This window comes from Pseudoruegeria sp. SK021 (genome assembly GCF_002119405.1).
In the GTDB taxonomy this organism is placed as follows: Bacteria; Pseudomonadota; Alphaproteobacteria; order Rhodobacterales; family Rhodobacteraceae; genus Meridianimarinicoccus.
This window is the reverse complement of record NZ_MTBG01000179.1, coordinates 1-250: the sequence shown is the minus strand read 5'-3', so window position 1 is coordinate 250 and position 250 is coordinate 1. Positions and strand designations below refer to the sequence as shown.

The window sequence follows — 250 nt, the reverse complement described above, 5'->3', positions numbered from 1 at the left end:
GCAACACTTCAGTGAAATCGGTGCTGGTGAACTGGCTACCTTGATCGGTGTTGAAAATTTCCGGCGGGCCGTATCGAAGCAGGGCTTCTTTCAAAGCCTCTACGCAGAATCCGGCATCCATGGAGTTCGATAATCGCCAGCTGAGCACCTTCCGACTATACCAGTCCATGACGGCTACCAGGTACAAGAACCCGCGGCGCATCGGAATGTATGTGATGTCAGTGCACCAGACTTGGTTGGGTCGCGTGAT

General features: G+C 53.6%; 1 protein-coding gene. It reads right to left on the bottom strand.

From position 1 onward, the window contains the following. The coding region (locus tag BV911_RS19050; protein WP_139840179.1) for a DDE-type integrase/transposase/recombinase at positions 1–250 on the bottom strand (250 nt) is incomplete at both ends.